Genomic DNA, 16,149 nt, shown 5'->3' with positions numbered 1-16,149 from the left:
CACCAAACCCGGCGCTTGACACAACGCCAGAGCGGCGACTTGTGCAGGGTCCCGCCTAGCAACACCACCCCGCTGGCCGCGGAGTGCGCCAGGCGCACTCGCTCCGGCCACCCGGCCGCCCAGCCACCCGGCCACCCGGCCACCCGGCCACCCGGCCACCCGGCTGCCGGAACTGGCCGACTGTCCGGCCACTCGGCTGCCGCCGTCGGAGCGAACGACAGGCACCCGAACCCTCTGCGCCGACCAGCCACAACCTCCTGGTAACCCGGGCTTTACCAGAGCCGACCCCACCCGACACCGGGTGGTGACGACCCTCGGATGACCGTGGGTGGTCGGCGACACGTCCCCCGGGTTTGAACCTTGTCGCGGGACTCGGCTACAGTTCTCCCTGTCAGCAGCGAGCGGGCCACAAACCCGGTCGGAGCTAACACGCGGACGTGGCTCAGTTGGTAGAGCATCACCTTGCCAAGGTGAGGGTCGCGGGTTCGAATCCCGTCGTCCGCTCGACAGGCGCCCTCGGGCGTTGTGCCGGGCCGCTAGCACCAGCAGTGACTCCGGCGGCGTGGCCGAGTGGCTTAGGCAAGGGCCTGCAAAGCCCTGTACGCGGGTTCGATTCCCGCCGCCGCCTCGGGCGATTAGCTCAGTGGGAGAGCGCTTCCTTGACACGGAAGAGGCCACTGGTTCAATCCCAGTATCGCCCACCACATTTGACCAGGTCAGAGCCTCAACGGCCCTGACCTGGTTTGCTTTCTGGACGTCCGCGTCAGCGGTTGGTTCGCAGACCCCAGCGACACGGCCCAACTTTGGCCCTCGGCGAAGCCGGCGACCCACTTGCCTGCCCGGCGAGACGAACCGCGCCAACCCCCAGTTCGGCAGGGCAAGAACTGTCAGTCGAGATAGCCGGTCTCGGGGTTGATCTGAGCGAGGAAGTCGGCGATCGCAGACTCCAGATCCGCTTCATTCATCAACCCGTCGCCGAGCATCCCTGCGGTGAACCCGTACGGATGAGGGCCGGTGAGCCACTCGAAGTCATAGATCCCGCGCTCCCCGGTCCTTTCCGTCACGGTCCAGTCGTGGCCCTGGACAGTGAGGCGCCGAATGGACACCACCCCATGGTCGCCGACACGAACCGCGCCCGCCGCCGATCGCTCAGCGTTGAGCGCGGGAAACACCCGGCGCCGCGGCGTGGCGGCCTCTGGACGTCTCGGGCTGGGGCACCAGCCTTCGTCGTCCGGTCAGCCCGGCCAGTAGGTCGGGGCGCCAACGCCGCACGAACTGCGCCCGGACCACTCCGGCGAAGAACACCGCGGCCGCCAGCGCCGGTAACAGGTCTCCAGGCGACGTTCTACCCGTCCGCGGACTTCTCCGGCAGCCCGGTCAAGACCCAGACCACGCCGACCGTCGACTTCACCGGCGCTCCGACGACCGGGCTACCGCAGGCCTGGTCGGCGCGGTGGACCGGCACGCTCACCCCGACCGCCACCGGCACCGCGAACATCTCCACCGTGCTCTCCGGCTCGGTGAAGGTGACGATCGGCGGCAAGACCGTGATCGACGGGGACCGCAGCTTCTCCCGGTTCCAGTTCGGTCCGGAGACCTACCCGCTCTCCGGACAGGTGCCGCTCACCGCGGGCAAGGCGGTGCCGATCACCGTCGAGTACTCCACGGTCTCGGCGCAGGGCCCCGGCTACTTCGGGCCGGAACTGCACCTGGGCTGGCAGCCCACGTCGCTCATTCCGGCCGCGGTCGAGGCCGCGAAGAAGGCCGACGTCGCGATCGTCTACGTCAACCAGAGCACCGGCGAGGGCATGGATCGCGACTCCTACGACCTTCCCGGCGACCAGAACCAGCTGATCGACGCGGTCGCCACCGCGAACCCGCGCACCGTGGTCGTGCTCAACACGCCCGGAGCCGTCCTGATGCCCTGGCTGTCGAAGGTGCAGGGCGTGCTGCAGGCGTGGTACCCGGGAGTGGCCACCGGAACCGGTCCGGCGTCGGTGCTCTTCGGCGACGCTGATCCGGGCGGGCGGCTGCCGGTGAGCTTCCCCGCGAGCAACAGCCAGCGGCCCGTCGGGTCGTCGCCGGCGTCCTACCCGGGCACGAACGGCACGGTCACCTACGACGAGGACGTCTTCGTCGGTTACCAGTACCTGCGCAAGGCCGGCCGGACACCGCTCTTCCCGTTCGGCTACGGGCTGTCGTACACCACGTTCAGCCGGGACGCGGTCGCGTTGTTACCGCTCAGCGGCGACCCCGCGAGCGTCCGGCTCACGGTGAAGAACACCGGCAGCCGGGCCGGCACCGACGTCACCCAGGTCTCCGCCGGACCGCTCCCGGGCTCCGTCCCGACACCGGACCGGCGGCTCGTCGGGTACGCCAAGACGACGCTGGCGGCCGGTGACAGCAAGACGATCACGATCGCCATTCCGAAGCGGTCGCTCTCCTACTGGGACAGCGCCGCCGACGCCTGGGTGACGCCGAAGGGCGCCGTCCCGATCTACGTCGGCAGCTCGGTCAGCGACGCCAAGCTGGCGGGCACGCTCAGCACGGGCTGACCTCCACAACGCGGGGCGGCACGCCATCGGCGTGCCGCCCCGCACCGGCGTTACCCTCCGCTGCGCTGGCGCGCGGTACCGCTAATCGACGGTAGCCAGACCCAGCTCCACGTCGAGACGCCGTTCCGCGGCCGGTAGCAGCGCCTGGTGGCACCGGCGGTAGACCGAGGTGCTCTGCGCAGCGGGCCAGTCCGGGGCCAGGAAGCGGGCCGGAAGTCCGGGGTCGGCCTGGAGCACCCGCAGCCAGTCCGAGCCCAGCAGGGTGAGCTGGGCGAGCGGGTCCTCCTCGTCGGACCAGGTCCACCACTTCTGGATGAACCGGTCGTGCTCCTCCCGGATGCGGTCGACGGGCCACGCCCGGCGGATGAAGTCCTCGACCTGCACTCCGGGCAAGGGCTGAGCGGCGAACCAGTCGGCCAGTCCGGCGGCCTCGGTGAGCCCCGCCTCGGCGAAGACCTCGCCCACGTCGACGAGGCCCGGCGCGATCCAGAGTCCGTCCCGCAGCCCGCCGAACCCCGCCCAGGTCAGCGCCGCCCGCATCCGATGTCGCAGGTCGCGCCGGGTCTCCGGCATCGAGTAGCTCAACAGCGTCCACTGCCCGTCGGGGTGCTCGAACGGCGCGGGCGCCTCGACGCGCTGGGCCGCCTTGCGCACGATCGCATCACCGACCGGGCTCAATCGGTAGTGGGCGGCCCGCCCGATCCGGACGCGCTCGAGCAGTCCGCGACGCGTCATGCGGGCGAGGGTGGCGCGCGCAGCCGCGGGAGCGACGCCGAGCGATCCGAACAGCCGGAGGAACACCGCCGTCGGGATGGGCGGCAGGTCGCGGCCGTGGATCACGCCCCCGAAGAAGGCGAACACCAGCGTCTGCGGACGGCGGCCGTTCCCGGATCCGACCGACTGGTTGGCGCCGTCGACATCGTCGTGCTCGGTCTCCTGCAGTTCCACGCGCGTCACCGGGGGATCGAATCCTCCGTGCTGTCCCGGGACGGCCGTCGTCCCGGTCCGGGCGGTCCGGCGTACGCCTGCGCCACGTCGATCCAGCGGTTCGCGTCGTCTCCGATCACCTGCAGCGCGAGGTCGTCGCGGTGCCTGCGGCGGGTCACGCAGAGGCAGAAGTCCAGGGCCGGGCCGGTGACTCGCTGGGCGGCGTCGGGCGGACCCCACGTCCACGGCTCGCCGTTCGGTCCGGTGAGTTCGACGCGGAACTCGGCCGCGGGAGGGTTCAGCGACCGCTGGTAGAAGGCGAAGTCGCGGGTTCGGACGCCGAGGTGCGCGACCGACCGCAGTCGAGAGGTGGCGAGGGTGGGTAGGTGGAGCGCGTCCCGGACGTCGACGCCGTGGGCCCACACCTCCATGAGCCGGGCGGTCGCCATCGAGGTCGCACCCATGTCGGGGCCGAACCACGGGATGCGCGTGCCCTGGGGCAGCGCCAGCAGGGCCGAGGCGAGTGCGGCGCGCGCAGTCCGCCAGCGGTGGAGCAACTCGTCCGGGGCGGCGGCCGCTCCGGCCTCCGCGGCCGCGTCGATCGTTCCGTTCGCCGTCGGGTCGACTCTGTCGCGCTGCGTGCGGAATTCGTCGGGATCGACCACGGCGAGACGGGCGACTTCGTCGGTCCCGGCCAGGTGGGCGATCTGATGGGCGATCGTCCAGCCGGCGGCGGGCGTCGGGGTGGCCCACGCCGCCGCGGGCAGCTCCGCGACGAGCAGGTCGAGTTCGCTGCCCTCCTGCGCGAGGTCGTCCAGGAGCTGCGTGAGCAGTGCGGAGTTCATGAGGTCCTCGGTCGGAGGGTCGGGTCGGCGGCCGCTCGACGACGGAGCTCCGCACGCTGGATCTTCGTCGACGCGGTCATCGGCAGCTCGTCCGTGACTCGCCAGGCGCGGGGCACCTTGAACGGGGAGAGTCGCTCGCGGCAGTGCTGCTCGAGCGCGGCGGGTTCGACGGTTCCGGCGCCCTCGGCGGCCACCACGAACGCGACGACCAACTCGCCCCAGCGGTCGTGGGGAGCACCGACGACGGCGGCCCGGGCCACCGAGGGATGTGCGGCGATGACTTCCTCGACCTCCTCCGGGGAGACGTTCTCTCCCCCGGTCTTGATCATGTCCTTGAGCCGGCCGACGATACGACAGGCCCCCGTCGCGTCCATGATGGCCAGGTCGCCGGTGTGCAGCCAACCGTCCCGGTCGATCGCGGCGGCGGTCGCCTGGTCGTCCCCGTAGTAGCCGGTGGTCAGACGGGCGCCGCGGAGCCACAGCTCCCCCGGCTCGCCCGGTGCCGTGGCGTGGCCCGCCGGAGTCGCGATGCGGACGTCCGTGCCGGGTAGCGGACGCCCGACCGTCGTCCAGCGGACCTCGTCGGGGTCGGTCGGTGCGGTCTGCAGAGCGGCGCCGCAGGTCTCCGTCATCCCGAACGTGGTCGACAGCCGCGCACCGAAGGTGCGCTCGACCCGCTCGGCGAACGCGGGTCCGATGGTCTGGCCTCCGGTGAACACGACCTGCAGCGCGTCGAGGTCCGCGGTGTGGATCTCGGGCCGCGCCATGAGCAGGTCGAGCAGTGTCGGCGCCGCCGAGAGCAGGGTGGCTTCCCGCGCGGCCAGCAGCGACAACACCGGGGCCGGCGCGAACGGCAGCACCACGTGTTCACACCGCTGCCAGAGCGCGCCCAGCACTCCGAGCACGTTGCCCGCCGTGTGGAACAGCGGCATCGGGTTGACCCAGGTGCCGCCCGTCGGCAGTCCGATCCGATCGCGGAAGGCGTGCGAGGTGACCACCATTCCGTGGTGGGTGATCCGGACGCCTTTGGAGCGGCCGGTCGTGCCGGAGGTGAACTGGATCTGGGCCAGCGCGTCCGGTGCCACGTCGGGAAGGGGGACGGTCTCGGCGGTCACGAGCGCTCGCCAGTCACCGTCGCAACGGAATACCTCGAGCGGAAGCGTGAGATCGGTGGCGATATCGGCGGCCGGGTTGCCCGCCGCGTCTTCAGCCGCGTAGATCGCGGTGGCGCCGGACAGGCTGAGCGCGTGTTCGATCTCTTGCGGCCGGGAGCGCGGGTTCACCGGGACCAGCGTCATCCCGGCCAGCGCTACGCCCAGTTGGAGCAGCACGGCCTCGGGGCCGTTGACCAGGCAGGTGGCGATCCGGTCCCCCGGCGCGTACCGCGCCAGGAGACCGGCTGCCACCCCTTCCGCGTCGCTCAGGAGCTCCGCCGCGGTCCAGACCGTCTCGCCGGACGGAGTTACGGCTCGGACGACGATGTCGGTCGGACCGAGCCGGGCGGGCCGGCGGAGCACGTCGCCGACGACGCGCTCCGCCAGGCCGCTCGCTGCCGAAGCGGTGAGCTCGCAGCGCCGAACGGGACCAACCATCGTCACTCGAACTTGTAGGACTTGGCGCTGGGGCCGCTGAGCGTCGTCAGCACCTTCAGCCCGCCGGGAGCGTCGGCCGAGGCCCGCGAGACGTAGACCGTGCGCGTCGGGGGCTGCGTGGCGTCGGTGAAGTCCAGCGGGGTGGCGTAGAGGCCCTTGGTGTCCAGGTCCGCGGTCTTGCGCATGGCGGCGACGACACCCTCGGGGGTGAGGTCTCCGGCGTCACAGGCGGCCTTCAGCGCCACGGTGAGCAGCTCGGCCTGGGCGTAGGCGAGCGGGACCTCCCAGCCGAGTTCGCCGTCCGGGTCGGCGGCCGTGTACAGGCGCTGGGCGTCTTTGACGGCGGGCTCGTCGAGGCTGTACGGCGCGATGCTGGTGACCGTGTAGAAGTTGCGGAGCAGCGCGGGGCCGGCCGGAGTCTTCAGCAGCGACGGTCCGAACGTCGGCGTGTTGCCGACGATCGGCACGTTGAGGCCCTGCGACGCCATGACCCCGGCGAGCGAGGCGAGCTGGCCCGGAGCGGCGCCGAGGATCACGGCGGACACCCCGGCGCGCTTCAGCGCGGAGGCCTGGGCCGACAGGTCCGCGTCGCGCGGGGTGATCTCCTGCGGCACGATCTCGAGGCCGCGTTCCTTGGCGGCGTGCTTCGCGCCGGCCAGCGAGTCGTTGCCGTAGTCACCGACGAAGTAGACGACGCCGACCTTGTCACCCTTCGACACACCGAGTTCGTCGACCAGGTAGTCCACGGCGTTGGCGGACTCGACGCTGTAGGTCGTGCCGGGGAGCTGGGCGTTCTCGTACTCCAGCGCGACGCTGGACCAGCCGTGCCCGCCGAGGTAGACGCCGTCGGCTTCGGCCAGCGGGAGCACGGCGGCCGAGGTCGGACCGCCGAGTACCTGCTGCAGCGCGACGACCTTCGAGGCCATGCTGCGGTAGAGGGTGACGGCCTTCTGCGGGTCGTAACCGTGGTCCCGGACGTCGACCTCGACCTGCCGACCGCAGACCCCGCCGTCCTTGTTCAGCTGCTGGAAGTAGGCCTTGGTTTCGGTGACCTGGACGGCCGCGCCGGCGGCGAACGGTCCGGAGAGGTCGGTGAGCATGCCGACCGTGATCGTGTCGCCGGTGACGCCGTTTCCGGTCTTCACGTCCCCGTTGGCGCCGTCCTTGCCGGCGTCGGGGTCCTGTGTCGAGCAGGCGGCCAGGGCTGCGACGCAGCCGACGGCCACCAGTGCGGTGCGGATCCGGTTTCTCATGGAGCGGTCTCCTTGGACGTGAGCGGGGCGTCGGAGGCGAGGGGGGCGTCGGCGTTCGGAGCGGTGGGCGAGGAGTCGGGCGTGGGGGGCGGCAGTTCGGCGTCCGTGGACCGGCGGGTCCAGCGGTGACGGACCCTCTGTGCGGCGCCGGCCAGGCCGCCGCGGAAGAAGAGCAGGACGGCGATGATCGACGCGCCGTAGAGCAGCCGGGACAGGGTGGCCGCGTCCAATCCGCCGGAGCCGGGGGCCGCGAGGAACGGCAGCTCCGACCCGTACTGCGTGAGCACGAGCGGCAGCGCGACGACGAACACCGCGCCGGCCGCGGCGCCGGCGACGGAGCCGAGACCGCCGAGCACGATCATCACGAGGAAGTCGATCGACAGCTGCAAGCCGAAGAGGTCCGGAGCGATCCGACCGTAGGCCAGCGCCATCAGGGCACCGGCGACACCGGCGTAGGCGGAGGAGATGACGAACGCCGTCGCCTTGGCGCGAGCGACGTGGATGCCCATCGCGGCCGCCGCTGCCTCGCTGTCGCGGACGTTGGCGAGGGCCCGGCCGGCCCGGCTGGACTTGACGTTGCGTCCCAGCCAGGCGGCGAGCAGGGCGATGCCGAGGAAGAGGTACCAGAGCCGGTGCAGGCCTTGGAACTCGACACCGGCGATCGCGAGGTAGTCCGGATCGGCGTTGCTGAAGCTGAAGCCGGGAACCGCGAACGGCTCGACGGTTCGGCCGTTGAACCCGCCGGTCACGTCCTCGATGTTGACCATGAGATGCCGGGCGAGGAACACCAGTCCGATGGTGGCGAGTCCCAGGTAGATCCCGCGGAGGCGGCCGGAGATCGGGCTGAACACCGCACCGGCGACCGCCGCCACCAGACCGGCCAGGACGAGCCCCAGCAGCGGGGGTAAGCCGAGACCGGCGGCGCGTCCGCCAACCTCGCCCACCGTCCAGGCGTAGGAGTAGGCGCCGAGCGCCACGAAGAACGCGTGGCCGAGAGAGAGCTGGCCGGCCGTACCGACCAGCAGCGTCAGCCCGATCGCGCCGACGGCCGCAGCCATCGCGAACAGTCCGGTCTGGAGCCAGAAGTCGTCCAGGACCAGCGGCAGTGCCAATCCGACGAGGAGCAGCGCCAGCACCGGGGCCTTGCGGAGGAGCTCAGACACGGACGGCCTCCTTGCCGCCGAACAGGCCGGAGGGCCGCACCAGCAGCACGAGGATCATCACCGCGTACGGGACGACCTCCCCGAGTCCGCGGCCGAGGAAGTGCAGCTCGGACTCGTAGCCGACGGCGAGCGCGGTCACGACCCCGATGACCAGGCCCCCCACGATCGCGCCGACGACCGAGTCGAAGCCGCCCAGCACCCAGGCGGGGATCGCGGCGAAGGCGCTGACCGCGAGCGTCGGTGTCACCCCGGGCGCGGGGAAGGACGCGAGGAAGATGCCGGCCACCGCGGCGAGCGCTCCGGCCAGCGCCCAGCCGGCCGCACCGGTACGGGACAGGCGGATGCCCATCAGGGCCGCGGTGTCCCCGTCGGCGGCCGCCGCTCGCATCGCGACCCCGGCGGAGGTGCGGGCGAAGAGGTACCAGAGCAGACCGAAGACGACGAGGGCCACGGCCGCGGCGATCGCTCGGCTCCAGGGAAGGGTGACACCGCCGACCGAGACGACGTCGGCGCCCCAGGGGGCACCCAGCGGCTTGACGTCGCTGCCGATCCGGCGGGTCAACTCGGTGAGCAGGAGGATGTCGACGCCGAGCATGAGGATCGCCGCGGTGCCGGGGTTCGACTCGGCCAGGTTGCGGACCAGGACGGCGTTGATCAGTACCGCCAGTAAGGCCGCGCCGAGTATCCCGACGAGGGCGGCGAACCAGAAGCCGAGGGACTCGTGGAGTACGGCGACGAGGTACACGCCGGCCAGTAGCACCGAGCCGTGCGCGAAGTTGAGGACACCGGTCGAGGTGAAGACGATGACGAAGCCGACCGCGATCAGGCCGAGGATCAAGCCCAGCGACAGGCCGTTGGCGAGCTGGGTGAGGAGGTACGTCATGCCGCCGCCGTTCCGAGGTAGGCGCGCAGGACCTCGGGGTCCCGCTGAACGTCCTGGGGGCTGCCCTCGGCGATGCGTTTGCCGAAATCGAGCACGGTGACGCGTTCGGCGAGCCCCATGACGAACGGCATGTCGTGCTCGACGAGGAGGATGGACAGTCCCAGTTCTTGCTGCACGGCCCGGATCGTGTCGGCCATCGCCATCGACTCACCGTGCGTCATGCCGGCGACCGGCTCGTCGAGCAGCAGAAGCGTGGGCTCGGCGGCGAGCGCGCGGCCCATCTCCACCCGCTTGCGGTCGCCGTAGGAGAGCGTGTGCACGCTGCGATCGAGGAGTCCGTCGATACCGAGCAGCGTGGCGATGCGGCGCACGGTCGCGCGTTCGGTGCGCTCCTCCTTCCGGGCGCGTGGGAGCCGGAGCGCTTGGGACGAGGTGCCGGCCCGCATGATCCGGTGGCGGCCGACCAACAGGTTGTCCTCGACGGTGGCCTCCAGGGACAGCGAGAGGTTCTGGAAAGTGCGGGCGACCCCGAGGTCGGCGATGCGGTGCGCCGGGAGCGTGGTGAGCTCGGTGTCGCCGTAGTGGACGGAGCCGGAGGTCGCGCGGTAGGCGCCGCCGAGAACGTTGAGGCAGGTGGACTTCCCTGCGCCGTTGGGTCCGATCAACGCGTGCACCGTGCCGGCCTCGACGGTGAACGACACTCCGGAGAGCGCCGCGATGCCGCCGAACCGCACCTGGAGATCGTCGACGCGGAGTACCCGGGCCTCGGCCGTCGAGGAGCGCTGGAGGTGCACCGACACCTCGATCGGTTCGTCCCGCGGTGTCGTCCGGGTCGACGAGGTGGCGCCGACGCCGAGATACCGGTCGCGGATGTCGTCGGTCGCGGCCAGCTCGGTGGAGGTGCCCTCCGCGGTGATCCGGCCGACTTCCAGCACGTAGGCACGGTCGGAGACCCGCAGGCCCATGGCCGCGTTCTGCTCGATGAGGAGGACGGAGGTGCCCTGCGCGTGGATCTGTCCGATCAGGTCGCCGATCTGCTCGACCAGCTGAGGGGCCAGCCCCAGCGAGGGCTCGTCGAGCAGGAGCAACTTCGGTGCGGTCATCAGCGCCCGGCCCATCGCGAGCATCTGCTGCTGTCCGCCGGAGAGCAGGCCTCCGCGCTGCTGACGGCGCTCGGCGAGGATCGGGAAGAGTTCGTAGACCCGTTCGAACGCGCTCTTGCGGGTCCGCGCGTCGCGGACCGTGGTGCCTCCGGCCCGGAGATTCTCCTCGACGGTCAGGTCGCGGAAGATCCGCCGCCCCTCGGGTACCTGGACCAACCCGGCACGCACGGCCCAGGAGGCGTCCCGGCGCGCCAGGTCGTGTCCGTCGAAGCGGACGGAGCCGGCGCTGATCGTGCCGCCGACGGCGCCCAACGACCGGGACACCGCGCGTAACAGCGTCGTCTTGCCCGCGCCGTTGCTGCCGAGTACCGCCACGACGCTGTCCGCGTCGACTCGCAACGAGACACCGCGGAGCGCTTGCACGGCGCCGTCGTACACGACCTCGAGATCGTCGATGGCCAGGAGTGGATCGCGCATACGTGGCCTTCCGAGCCAGTCCTTCGACGACGGCCGAGACGACGGGCCGACCCGAAGGGGTTGCGTGGCGGGGGTCACATGGAAAGTAGAAGTGTTGCTGACGTACGTCAATAGTGTGTCTAACGTGGGACGCCACGGAGGCCGACGAAGGGCGTACGAACGTGAGGGCGCTGGAAGAGCGGGCAGGTGCGGCCGCCGGGGCGGGTCAGGAGGCAGGCAACACCGCCGGGAGCCGGACCAGTTACCGCCCGCAGGCGCTGCTGTTCAGCTTCTTCGGTGGCGTGGTGCACGGACGCGACCTGCCGCCGATCCCCGCGGCGGTGTTCCTCCGGCTGTTGAGCCGTCTCGGTGTCGCCGAAGCGGCGGCCCGGGCGACGCTCGCCCGCATGACTCGGCGAGGGCTTCTGGAGCGCACCCGGGTCGGTCGCGCCGCCCACTACCGGCTGAGCGACGAAGCGGCGGAGCTGGTCGGCAAGGCGGCCGTTCGAGTCGAGTCGTCGGCGCCGTTCGAGCATCCGGACGGTGAGTGGACTCTGCTGAGTTACTCGATGCCGGAGAGCCGGCGCGATCTCCGGCACCGGGTCCGCGCGGCGTTGACGTGGGCCGGTTTCGGGGGATTGCGGGACGGAGTGTGGATCGCTCCGGGCACCGTCGACGTCGCCGCGGTCCTGGCCGACGCCGGCCTCGACGAGGTCGCCGAACTGGCGGAGTGGTTCGGCGCCTCGCCGCTCGCCGGCGTGCAGGTGGAGGCGTTCATTCGCCGCGCCTGGCCGGTCGACCGGATTCGCGAACGGCACGACGCGTTCATCCACGCGTGGTGGAGCGGCCCGGGCGCGGAGGATCCGCTGGCTCAGATCACCCGGCTCGGCGCCGACTGGCTACGGGTGCTGCGCGCCGATCCGGGGCTCCCCGCGCGCTACCTGTCCCCGGACTGGCCGGCCGACCAGAGCGCCGCGGTGTACCGACGGTGCTATCAGGGTTTGCTGCCGGGCGCGGAGCGGATGCTCGACCTGGAACTCGGGCGATTTCGTCCGGGGTGACCACGATCGGCAGTTTCTCAACGCTCGTCACCGCTCGGTAATATGTGAGTTCGCGGGCCCGCCCGCCGCCGGAGCCCGCGAACTCCCAGCGTGGCCTACGCGACGACGAGTTGGTCGACGCTCTCGCTGACCGGCGCCCACGAATCGAGTTCGGCCAGGCGCGTGGTGAGTGCGGCACGCATCTCCCGCACGGCGTGCGCGCCGGTGGCGAGCCGTCGCGGGGGGTTCTCCGCGTCGACGGCTGCGAGGACGGCGTCCGCCACGCGCTCGGCGCTGTTGAACGCCGACGACGGCAGGGCGCCGAGGGCCTTCTGCACCTCCCGGACGGTGCCGTCGTACGCGCCGATGGCGGGGGCGACGTCGAGGTTGTCCAGGAACGCGGTCGCCGTGTACCCGGGCTCGACGAGGGTCACGTGGATGCCCAGCGGAGCGAGTTCGCCGACCAGGGCGTCGGAGAGGCCCTCCACCGCGTACTTGGTCGCCGCCAGCAGGCCGACGCCGGGGTGCGCGGTCTGCCCGTAGTAGGACGAGCCTTGCAGGACGTGCCCCGAGCCCTGCGCCCGGAGGACCGGCAACGTCGCGCGCAGCACGTTGAGCACACCGTGGACGTTCGTTCCGAAGATGCTGCGGGCCTGCTCGTCGGTGGCCTCCTCGACGGCGCCGAACAGCCCGTAGCCGGCGAGGTTCGCGACGACGTCGATGCGGCCGAACTTCTCGACCGCGGCCGCGACGGCCTGGTCGAGCTGAGCCTGGTCCGTGACGTCGGCGGCGCGGACGAGGACCCGGTTGCCGAACTCGCGGGTCAGTGTTTCCAGGTTGTGCGCTCGGCGGGCCACGGCCACCACGGTGTCGCCGCGGCCGGCGGCAGCGCGGGACAGGGCTAATCCGATACCGGACGAGGCGCCGGTGACGAACCAGGTGCGGGTCGATCGGGAGGTGCTGCTCGAAGAGGTCATGGTTAGGACCATAGACGTTTAGACCCTAACGGCAAAACGCCGCCGGCTCAGCCCTGCTGGGATCCCGTTAGGATCAGGTCATGGACGGTCCGAACGGGTCAGCCGACGACGCGCGACACGCCCTGCTGACGTTCGCGAACACGCACGCCGACGGCGGGGGCGCGATCGAGCGTTTCGCCGACGCCGAGCACCTGCACGCGTGGCTCGGCGAGGTCGGTTGGCTCGGTGCAGAACCCGGCCGCAACGTCACCACGGACGCCGACGCCGCCGAGGCGCGCCAACTCCGCGACGCGCTCGTGACCGTGCTCCTCGCGCACGCGAACGACCCGGCTGTCACCGATACCGACCTCGCCACGGCCGAGACGCTGCTGCGGCGGGCCGGCCAGCGGTATCCGATGGCGGCGGACATCGACCGCAGCGGAGCACGACTGCGCCCCGTCCAGGATGGACTTCCCGGCACGCTGGCTCGCGTTCTCGCCGCAGCGGGCGAACTCGCACTCGCCGGCGACTGGCCCCGGATCAAGGCCTGCCGTAACGCGCCGTGCCACTTCGCGTTCGTCGACCGGACGCGCAACACGTCCGCCGGTTACTGCAGCCCGCAATGCGCGAGCCAGGCGTCGATGCGCGCCTACCGCGCCCGCCGACGCACCGACCCGTCGACGAAAAAGGCTTGAGCGACGTCGTTACCGCGGGGGCGTTCGGAGGCGCCTACCTCGACATCCCATAATGGCGTACGCCTCACCCAACGGACGCCGGATGCGTGCAGAGCTCCCGCACCGACCGAAAAGAGGACGGCCCGTGCCCCACCCGCTCTCCCGGCGGACGCTCGCGGTGGTGGCCGGACTCGTCGCCGGGTTCCTCGTCGGCACCGTGGTCGCCTGGCGCGTACTGCACCCCGACGACGACGGCAGGGCGCCCTCGATCCCGGAGATCGTCGGCACCACCGAGTTGGGGCCGCTCCGTCAGCACCCCCGGGTCAACGGCCGGGACAACGGGCAGAGCACCCGGTACGGCGATCGCTCGCTCTGGGTGTTCGGCGACACCGTGGTCCGCGAGCCGTGGAAGTTCATCTCCAGCACCGGCGCCGCGACCACGGACCTACGGGCGAGCGACGGCATCACGATCACCACGACCGACGTCTTCGGCGCGAACGGTGCCGAGCCCGTCGACCTGCTGCCCTATTCGCCCTCGGAGAAGGCGTTCACCAAGAAGCACGCGAAGGAACGCTGCACGCCGAAGAGCGATCCGAACTGCGGCGCGCAGATCGGGCTGTGGCCCGGGGCGATCGTCGCCGACCCGGAGCGCGACCGCGTCCTCGTGCTCTACAGCAAGCTGTGTCGCCAGGGCCCGGAGAACTCGCGGTGCTCCGGGCCGCTCGGCCATGGGCTGGGGACCGGCATCGCCGTGATCGACATGAAGACCCGCCGGGTGACGCGGCTGGCGGCCCGGGACGAGTCGGTGCTCCAGAGCGTCGACGGACCCGATCCGACGATGTTCTTCCCGCACGAGACCGGCTACACCGCGGCCGCGGTCGTCGTCGACGACCAGTTGTACGTCTACGGCGACTGCGACAGCCGCTGCCACCTGGCCCGGGCGCCGATCGACGACCTCGCCGACCGGTCGCGGTGGCAGTTCTATGCCGGACGCGACGGGAGCGGCGCCGCGAAGTGGACCGCCGACCAGGACGACTCGGCGACCAATCTCTCCGCGGGGTCGGCAGGTAATTCGGTCGTCCGGGTACCCGCGCTGGACGCGTGGCTCAACGTGTACCTCCCGCCGCTGAGCAACACGCTCACCGCGCAGATGGGTGCGTCGCCCGCCGGGCCGTGGTCGCGGCCGTTCGCGGTGGCCGAGACCGACAACGCGGGAGCGGGCACGAACTACGCCGGGTTCGCGCATCCGGAGTACGCCGAGCAGGACGGCTTGGTCCAGTACTTCAGCTATTACCAGCAAGCGACGTACCAGCAGCGCCTGATCCGGGTGGAGTTCGACGACTGAGTTGCGGTGCCGTCACTGCTTGGCGGCGTCGATCACCTCGTCGAGCACGGCCCGGGAGTTCGCCAGCTCGGTGAGCATCTGGTCGATGCGCTCGCGCTCGGCGGTGAGCTCGGCGACGAGCCGCGGCGTCGCTTTCTCGGACGGACCCCCGTCGGCGTCCCGCATGCAGGGCAGCAGTTGCGCGATCTTCGCGCTGTGCAGGCCGGCGGCGAACAGCTCCTGGATCCGGATCACCCGCTCGACCGCGCGCTCCGGGTAGTCGCGGTGCCCACCGGCGGTCCGCGCGGAGGCGAGCAGGCCGCGTTGCTCGTAGTACCGCAGCGACCGTTCACTGACCCCGGTTCGCCGGGCGAGTTCGCCGATTCGCATGCTTGAACTTAACACCGGTGTCAGGTTTTACCGTCCCTACATGACGAACACTCCACCCTTTCCGTACAGCCCGATCACCGAGCGCCCCTCGATCGAGTGGCCCGGTGGCGCCACCGTCGCCGTGTACGTGGGCCTCAACGTCGAGCACTTCCTCGTGGACCGCCCGTCGACCAGCATCTGGCCCGGCACCGCCGACCTGGTGCCCGACCCGCTCAACTACGGCTGGCGGGACTACGGTGCGCGGGTCGGGATCTGGCGCACGATCGAGAGCCTCGACCGGCACGGAATTCGCCCCAGCGTCCTGCTGAACTCGATGGTCCCGGCAGAGTACCCGCAGATCATCCGGGCCGGCCTGGAGCGGGACTGGGCCTGGCTCGCGCACGGACGCACGAACTCGGCACTCCACGCCGACCTGCCGCCGGACGAGGAGCGTCGCGTCCTCGCCGACATCGTCGACACGATCGCGGACGCCGTCGGCAGGCGACCGCGCGGCTGGATGGGTCCAGGGCTCACCGAAACCGCGCGGACCCCGCACCTGCTCGCCGAGCTCGGCCTGGAGTACGTCCTCGACTGGACGAACGACGACCAGCCGTACGAGTTCGCGGTGCCCGGCATGCTCAGCGTTCCGTACTCGGTCGAGCTCAACGACCTGCTGCTGTTCGGTAAGGGCACGCCCGGGCCGGAGTTCGTCCGGATCGTGCGGGACCAGTTCGACCAACTGCGGAACGATGCCCACCCGAGCGGCCGGGTGCTCGCACTGGCTCTGCACCCGTTCGTGATCGGGCAGCCGTTCCGGGCCCGCTACCTCGACGAGGCACTGGCGTACCTCGCGGCCCAGCCGGAAGCGTGGCTGACCACCAGCGACGAGATCGCCGCGCACTACCGGCGCGCCATCAGCAGCACTCCGCACCAACCCCGATAACTGGTCATCGCGACTATCTATCCCCCTCCAAGGAGGCCCACGCCACGGGATCCTCGGCGACGAGCA

At 71.2% G+C, this 16,149-nt stretch carries 15 protein-coding genes and 3 tRNA genes; 8 read left to right on the top strand and 10 right to left on the bottom strand.

Translation table 11 applies throughout. The features are described 5' to 3' along the window. Nucleotides 1-431 precede the first annotated feature (431 nt). The 3 genes from ABEB28_RS08235 (at nt 432) to ABEB28_RS08225 (ending at nt 704) form a co-directional block, all read left to right on the top strand. Nucleotides 432-504, top strand: a tRNA-Gly gene (locus tag ABEB28_RS08235). A gap of 52 nt (nt 505-556) precedes the next feature. Further along, a tRNA-Cys gene (locus ABEB28_RS08230) sits at nt 557-628 on the top strand. Nucleotide 629: 1 nt separating this feature from the next. After that, nucleotides 630-704, top strand: a tRNA-Val gene (locus tag ABEB28_RS08225). Between the two features lie 183 nt (nt 705-887). Here the strand turns inward: ABEB28_RS08225 and ABEB28_RS08220 are convergent. After that, complete coding sequence (locus ABEB28_RS08220) at nt 888-1,106, bottom strand: hypothetical protein (protein WP_345727380.1); 219 nt, start codon at nt 1,104-1,106, stop codon at nt 888-890. Between ABEB28_RS08220 and ABEB28_RS08215 the strand changes: the two genes are divergently transcribed. Further along, nucleotides 1,005-2,555: a glycoside hydrolase family 3 C-terminal domain-containing protein gene (locus ABEB28_RS08215; protein ID WP_345727379.1), complete on the top strand. Its 1,551-nt coding sequence runs from the start codon at nt 1,005-1,007 to the stop codon at nt 2,553-2,555. The genes ABEB28_RS08220 and ABEB28_RS08215 overlap by 102 nt on opposite strands. 81 nt (nt 2,556-2,636) lie before the next feature. Here the strand turns inward: ABEB28_RS08215 and ABEB28_RS08210 are convergent, their stop codons facing one another. Genes ABEB28_RS08210 through ABEB28_RS08180 form a run of 7 tightly spaced genes read right to left on the bottom strand, consistent with a single transcriptional unit; the run spans nt 2,637 to nt 10,798 of the window. After that, nucleotides 2,637-3,512: a PaaX family transcriptional regulator gene (locus ABEB28_RS08210; protein ID WP_345727378.1), complete on the bottom strand. Its 876-nt coding sequence runs from the start codon at nt 3,510-3,512 to the stop codon at nt 2,637-2,639. Next, nucleotides 3,509-4,327, bottom strand: a complete 819-nt coding sequence (locus ABEB28_RS08205; protein WP_345727377.1) for a TIGR03084 family metal-binding protein — start codon at nt 4,325-4,327, stop codon at nt 3,509-3,511. The genes ABEB28_RS08210 and ABEB28_RS08205 overlap by 4 nt, the downstream gene beginning before the upstream one ends. Then, complete coding sequence (locus ABEB28_RS08200; RefSeq protein ID WP_345727376.1) at nt 4,324-5,919, bottom strand: class I adenylate-forming enzyme family protein; 1,596 nt, start codon at nt 5,917-5,919, stop codon at nt 4,324-4,326. The genes ABEB28_RS08205 and ABEB28_RS08200 overlap by 4 nt, the downstream gene beginning before the upstream one ends. Nucleotides 5,920-5,921: 2 nt before the next feature. After that, nucleotides 5,922-7,172: an ABC transporter substrate-binding protein gene (locus ABEB28_RS08195; protein ID WP_345727375.1), complete on the bottom strand. Its 1,251-nt coding sequence runs from the start codon at nt 7,170-7,172 to the stop codon at nt 5,922-5,924. Beyond that, entirely contained in the window at nt 7,169-8,335 is a 1,167-nt protein-coding gene (locus ABEB28_RS08190; RefSeq protein ID WP_345727374.1) for a branched-chain amino acid ABC transporter permease, read from the bottom strand. Before ABEB28_RS08190 ends, ABEB28_RS08195 begins: the two co-directional genes overlap by 4 nt. Next, on the bottom strand, nt 8,328-9,218 hold the full coding sequence (locus ABEB28_RS08185) for a branched-chain amino acid ABC transporter permease (RefSeq protein WP_345727373.1): 891 nt from the start codon (nt 9,216-9,218) through the stop codon (nt 8,328-8,330). Before ABEB28_RS08185 ends, ABEB28_RS08190 begins: the two co-directional genes overlap by 8 nt. Beyond that, entirely contained in the window at nt 9,215-10,798 is a 1,584-nt protein-coding gene (locus ABEB28_RS08180; protein ID WP_345727372.1) for an ATP-binding cassette domain-containing protein, read from the bottom strand. The genes ABEB28_RS08185 and ABEB28_RS08180 overlap by 4 nt, the downstream gene beginning before the upstream one ends. Before the next feature lie 161 nt (nt 10,799-10,959). On the opposite strand from ABEB28_RS08180, the gene ABEB28_RS08175 reads away from it, so the two are divergent. After that, nucleotides 10,960-11,838, top strand: coding sequence for a PaaX family transcriptional regulator (locus ABEB28_RS08175; RefSeq protein WP_345727371.1), 879 nt, complete (start codon nt 10,960-10,962; stop codon nt 11,836-11,838). A 95-nt stretch (nt 11,839-11,933) separates the two neighbouring features. On the opposite strand, the gene ABEB28_RS08170 is transcribed toward ABEB28_RS08175, so the two are convergent. Next, nucleotides 11,934-12,794 (bottom strand): SDR family NAD(P)-dependent oxidoreductase, encoded by an 861-nt coding sequence (locus ABEB28_RS08170; RefSeq protein WP_345727370.1) that lies wholly within the window; start codon nt 12,792-12,794, stop codon nt 11,934-11,936. 80 nt (nt 12,795-12,874) lie between these two features. On the opposite strand from ABEB28_RS08170, the gene ABEB28_RS08165 reads away from it, so the two are divergent. Further along, complete coding sequence (locus tag ABEB28_RS08165) at nt 12,875-13,468, top strand: CGNR zinc finger domain-containing protein (RefSeq protein WP_345727369.1); 594 nt, start codon at nt 12,875-12,877, stop codon at nt 13,466-13,468. A 124-nt stretch (nt 13,469-13,592) separates the two neighbouring features. After that, the gene (locus ABEB28_RS08160) at nt 13,593-14,792 is read left to right on the top strand and encodes a DUF4185 domain-containing protein (RefSeq protein WP_345727368.1); all 1,200 of its coding nucleotides are present in this window, start codon (nt 13,593-13,595) and stop codon (nt 14,790-14,792) included. Between the two features lie 12 nt (nt 14,793-14,804). On the opposite strand, the gene ABEB28_RS08155 is transcribed toward ABEB28_RS08160, so the two are convergent. Then, a complete protein-coding gene (locus ABEB28_RS08155; RefSeq protein WP_345727367.1) occupies nt 14,805-15,161 on the bottom strand; it encodes a MerR family transcriptional regulator in 357 nt (118 codons plus the stop codon). A 40-nt stretch (nt 15,162-15,201) separates the two neighbouring features. Here ABEB28_RS08155 and ABEB28_RS08150 point away from each other — a divergent pair, with 40 nt between their 5' ends. After that, complete coding sequence (locus ABEB28_RS08150; protein WP_345727366.1) at nt 15,202-16,083, top strand: polysaccharide deacetylase family protein; 882 nt, start codon at nt 15,202-15,204, stop codon at nt 16,081-16,083. Nucleotides 16,084-16,149: the final 66 nt, after the last annotated feature.

This window comes from Cryptosporangium minutisporangium, assembly GCF_039536245.1.
Classification (GTDB): Bacteria; Actinomycetota; Actinomycetes; order Mycobacteriales; family Cryptosporangiaceae; genus Cryptosporangium; species Cryptosporangium minutisporangium.
This window is presented reverse-complemented; position numbering and strand designations above follow the sequence as displayed.